7 protein-coding genes are annotated in these 3694 nt (G+C 65.1%); 3 read left to right on the top strand and 4 right to left on the bottom strand.

The features are described 5' to 3' along the window. The coding region (locus tag ACRDUX_RS24520) for a 4-hydroxy-2-oxovalerate aldolase family protein (RefSeq protein WP_526417392.1) at positions 1 to 144 on the top strand (144 nt) is incomplete at its 5' end. A 131-nt stretch (positions 145 to 275) separates the two neighbouring features. Here the strand turns inward: ACRDUX_RS24520 and ACRDUX_RS24515 are convergent. Genes ACRDUX_RS24515 through ACRDUX_RS24500 form a run of 4 tightly spaced genes read right to left on the bottom strand, consistent with a single transcriptional unit; the run spans position 276 to position 2257 of the window. Further along, positions 276 to 671 carry a DUF488 domain-containing protein gene (locus ACRDUX_RS24515; protein ID WP_526417387.1) on the bottom strand — a complete coding sequence of 132 codons (396 nt, stop codon included), beginning with the start codon at positions 669 to 671 and terminating at the stop codon, positions 276 to 278. Then, complete coding sequence (locus tag ACRDUX_RS24510) at positions 652 to 1083, bottom strand: group III truncated hemoglobin (protein WP_526417385.1); 432 nt, start codon at positions 1081 to 1083, stop codon at positions 652 to 654. Before ACRDUX_RS24510 ends, ACRDUX_RS24515 begins: the two co-directional genes overlap by 20 nt. After that, the gene (locus ACRDUX_RS24505; RefSeq protein ID WP_526417390.1) at positions 1071 to 1463 is read right to left on the bottom strand and encodes a hypothetical protein; all 393 of its coding nucleotides are present in this window, start codon (positions 1461 to 1463) and stop codon (positions 1071 to 1073) included. The genes ACRDUX_RS24510 and ACRDUX_RS24505 overlap by 13 nt, the downstream gene beginning before the upstream one ends. A gap of 47 nt (positions 1464 to 1510) precedes the next feature. Next, on the bottom strand, positions 1511 to 2257 hold the full coding sequence (locus ACRDUX_RS24500; RefSeq protein ID WP_526417384.1) for a helix-turn-helix transcriptional regulator: 747 nt from the start codon (positions 2255 to 2257) through the stop codon (positions 1511 to 1513). A 70-nt stretch (positions 2258 to 2327) separates the two neighbouring features. On the opposite strand from ACRDUX_RS24500, the gene ACRDUX_RS24495 reads away from it, so the two are divergent. Then, complete coding sequence (locus ACRDUX_RS24495) at positions 2328 to 2915, top strand: DUF5994 family protein (RefSeq protein ID WP_526417382.1); 588 nt, start codon at positions 2328 to 2330, stop codon at positions 2913 to 2915. A gap of 68 nt (positions 2916 to 2983) precedes the next feature. Continuing rightward, positions 2984 to 3694: SPFH domain-containing protein (locus tag ACRDUX_RS24490; protein WP_526417388.1), on the top strand; the 711-nt coding region annotated here is incomplete at its 3' end.

The raw sequence follows: 3694 nt of genomic DNA, 5'->3' as shown, positions 1-3694 counted from the left end.
GTGCCCGCGCACAAGCTGCTGCACCGGGCGGGTCAGCGCAAGCTGATCGGCGGCCAGGAGGACCAACTCATCGACATCGCACTCGAGATCAAACGGGAGCAAGACACCGCACCGGCCTCGTTAGCCCGCACCTCTGCGTCCTGAGAAGGTGGGTGGCCCCAGAACGCCTCGCGCGCGGCCCGATCGTGGCCCTCCAAGGCGTGACAAACTGCCGTCCGCTGTTCCATTGAGAGGTTTCAAACTTCGAGTTTGCATCCATCCCTCCGAGCCTCCGATCAGCTGTCCGGGGAAGCGATGCTCGACGCGATGAGATCGGCGAGCACCGCGGCCTCGCTGATGTCGGCTGCCCTGGTCGCGGTCAGCAACGTCAGCATCTGCCTCTCGGCCAAATGACGCAGATGGACCAGCAGGGCGGCGCGGCCAGGTTCGATCAGCTCGACGCGATAGCGATCGGCGAACTCCTCGAACAACTTTGGATCGTGGTGGTACCACGTGCGTAGTTCGGCAGAAGGGGCAATGTCCTTGCACCACTCATCGAGATGCGCGCGAGCTTTGCTCACCCCCCGCGGCCAGATCCGATCCACCAGAACGCGGATGCCGTCGCTCGGCGCCGGATCCTCGTAGATCCTGCGCACCTGGACGTGCCGAAATTCACTGCCGGACAAGGCCATCGAGTGCCTCCGAGTCGTTTCCCGTGAGCCGACGGTGCATCGCCCAGGCGATTCTCGCGGCCTGGACCTTCGCGCGCTCGGCGACCGGGCCCCGATACATCTCGTCGACCGTGCCGTTCCACAACGTGAGCCAGCGCAGAAAGTGAGCGGCGGTCAGTGCGTGACGGTGATGGACCGACCGATGAGCCCGCAATGCGCTTCCCTGATAGAGCCCAGCGCGGAACAGGACCGTCTGCCAGAAGTCACCCATGACCGGGAGGTGCGATTGCAGGCCGGTCAGCCTGATCTGAGCGAATGGCTCGGCGAGGACGTCATCGACGAGTACCCGGCCGTAGAAACGGACCAACAGCGCCTCCACATCGGCGCGGCTCGCCAGATCCTCCCGTGCCCGGTCTGGTTCTAGGGCTCCCACGCGAGCACCCCGCCGATGAGGGCGAAGGCCAAGGCAATCAGCAGGCCGACCTTGACCAGTTCCAGCACGATGTAGACCCAGTGCATTCTCGACCGCGGCAGGACCGCGCCGGCGAGGACGCGATCCGTGCGTTTGCTCAGCAGCGGGCGGACGACGACGACCTGTATGACCAGTGCTATCGCAACCGAGACGAGCAGGAGCACCGCGGGCGACTCTGGTCTGACGACGTAGCAGGCGGCCGAAAGTGCCACCAGCAGCACGACTTCGACGACATTGAGGGCCTTGAACACGAGCCGCCCGATACCCAGCCCGACCGGCAGCGTCACACCCGGCGCCCGAAACTTGATCGGTGCTTCCAGAAATGAAATCGCGATCACCATGCCGAGCCACGACGTCGGCACCAGCAGCTGGACATACCGGGCAGCGCTCACTCCGCCACCAGCCTGGCCAAACACAGCTCGGGCTCGACGAACGGATCGAGCTGCGACGACGTCGGTGGGTGCGGGGCCTCTCGACGGCCGCCGGCTGCCTCGGATCGCCCGGCGAGCAAGCCCTGCAACAGCCCCAGATGAATCCCACAACCAACTTCTGGGTGGGTTCGAGCCAGGTCCCGGATGGGGCAGGCGTTCAGTCGAATGACCCGTTCCCGCGTGGCCGGTTCGCCTGCGGGCGCCAGTTCGGCGGCGAATCCCATCCGCGTGAAGACGTCGGCGGCGAACAGGGCCTCGCGTTCAAGCGGATCATCGGCGTGGTCGGACGATGTGCCGGCAGGATCGGCGCCCATGTCCTTTGACGCCGCGATCCGGCCGGCCCACTTTCGTCCAGCACGTTGAGCACGACGAGCGCGGGTCTCCACGGACTGACCCAGCTCCGCCGCGAGGACCTCGGCGAGGATCCGATAGTCCAGGCGCTCCTCAACCGCGAGATAGCCCGTCCGCGGTCGCCCGGCACCCGGCCGGTTCACCCGGGTCCGAACGATGGCACCTTCGTCGCACAGCGCGTCCAGATGAAACCGAACCGTCGTCACGTGCAACCCAATCTGGGTGGCGAGTTCCACGGCATCGATCGCATCGTCACGTTCACGCACCATCTGAAGTACTCGTTCACGTTGCCGGTTGCGCGGCAAGCGATCTCGTCGCGGCCGCCCGGCCCGAGTGTCTGTCTCCTCGCTCACCTCGTTGACTTCCTTCCTACCGGTTTAACGGATACACTTCCTCTATATTAGCAGTCCACGGAAGGAGCCCATGGTGTCCACGCCAACTCTCCGCGCCGGCGCCCGACAAGCCGACAAGGCACACCCCGCAACTCCAGGCGGTGTGCGTTTGCGAATCAAACCCGCCCATCAGTCCCGCGGGATCGTACATGGGGCCTGGTGGCCACGATCGCGAGAATTGGGCACCGAACTTCCGGCGCTGCTCACGACCCTGTCGCCACGGATCGGCCATATCGACCGGGTGAGCTACGACGAAACCGATTGGGCGACAGCACCACCGAGTGTCCGGTTCAAGGGCAGCGACGTGCCCCTGGACCCCTCCGACGACCAGTCGGCCCACACCCTGTCGATGGTCGGCGGACACCTCGAAAGACTCGTTCTGCTCATCGTTCCCCCCTTCACCAACCCAACCCGCGCCTACGCAACGGTGATGGCTGCAGCAAACCTCGATGACGTGTCGACCGTCGGCGAACTTCTGGGAATCGACGCCAAGGCGGCCCGGGATCAACGCCTCGCACTTCTAGCGCATCAGCGGTGGGAATCCGAAGGCGGAGCGCTGGACCGCCCAGTATCAACGCGCGCAGGCCTACTCGACCGGCTCGTGAAGCGCGACAATTGATCACATAAGCGGCCCGAGCCCGCTGACGACCACCGCCGGCAGGCACCCGGGCAGAAGTGGAGACGATGATGTCCATCCTGTACGCACTGAGTGCCCTGTTGGCCGTTGGCCTGCTGGGCCTGGGATCCACCTTCCGGGTCATCAAACAATTCGAACGCGGCGTCGTCTTCCGATTCGGGCGCGTGCAAGAAGCCGTGCGCGGGCCGGGGCTCACGTTGCTGATGCCGATGGCTGATCACCTGGAGAAGGTGAACATGCAGATCATCACCATGCCCGTGCCCGCCCAGGACGGCATCACCCGCGACAACGTCACCGTCCGGGTGGATGCCGTCATCTATTTCAACGTGTGCGACCCGATGCGCGTCGCCGTCGACGTCGAGGACTACGTGTCCGCCATCGGCCAGGTGGCTCAGACGTCGCTGCGCTCGATCATCGGCAAGAGCGACCTCGACGACCTGCTCTCCAACCGGGAGGGCCTCAACCAGGGGCTGGAAATCATGATCGACAGCCCCGCAGCGAGCTGGGGTGTTCACATCGATCGCGTCGAAATCAAGGACGTGGTCCTTCCTGATTCGATGAAGCGGTCCATGTCGCGCCAGGCCGAAGCCGAGCGCGAGCGAAGGGCCCGGGTCATCACCGCCGACGGCGAACTTCAGGCATCCGAAAAACTGGCCCAAGCCGCCGAGGTCATGGCCGAGCACCCCGCCGCCCTGCAACTGCGACTCCTCGAAACCGTCGTCGAGGTCGCCGCCGAGAAGAACTCCACCCTGGTACTGCCC

It is taken from the genome of Mycobacterium sp. (assembly GCF_050701675.1).
Lineage (GTDB): Bacteria > Actinomycetota > Actinomycetes > Mycobacteriales > Mycobacteriaceae > Mycobacterium.
This window is presented reverse-complemented; position numbering and strand designations above follow the sequence as displayed.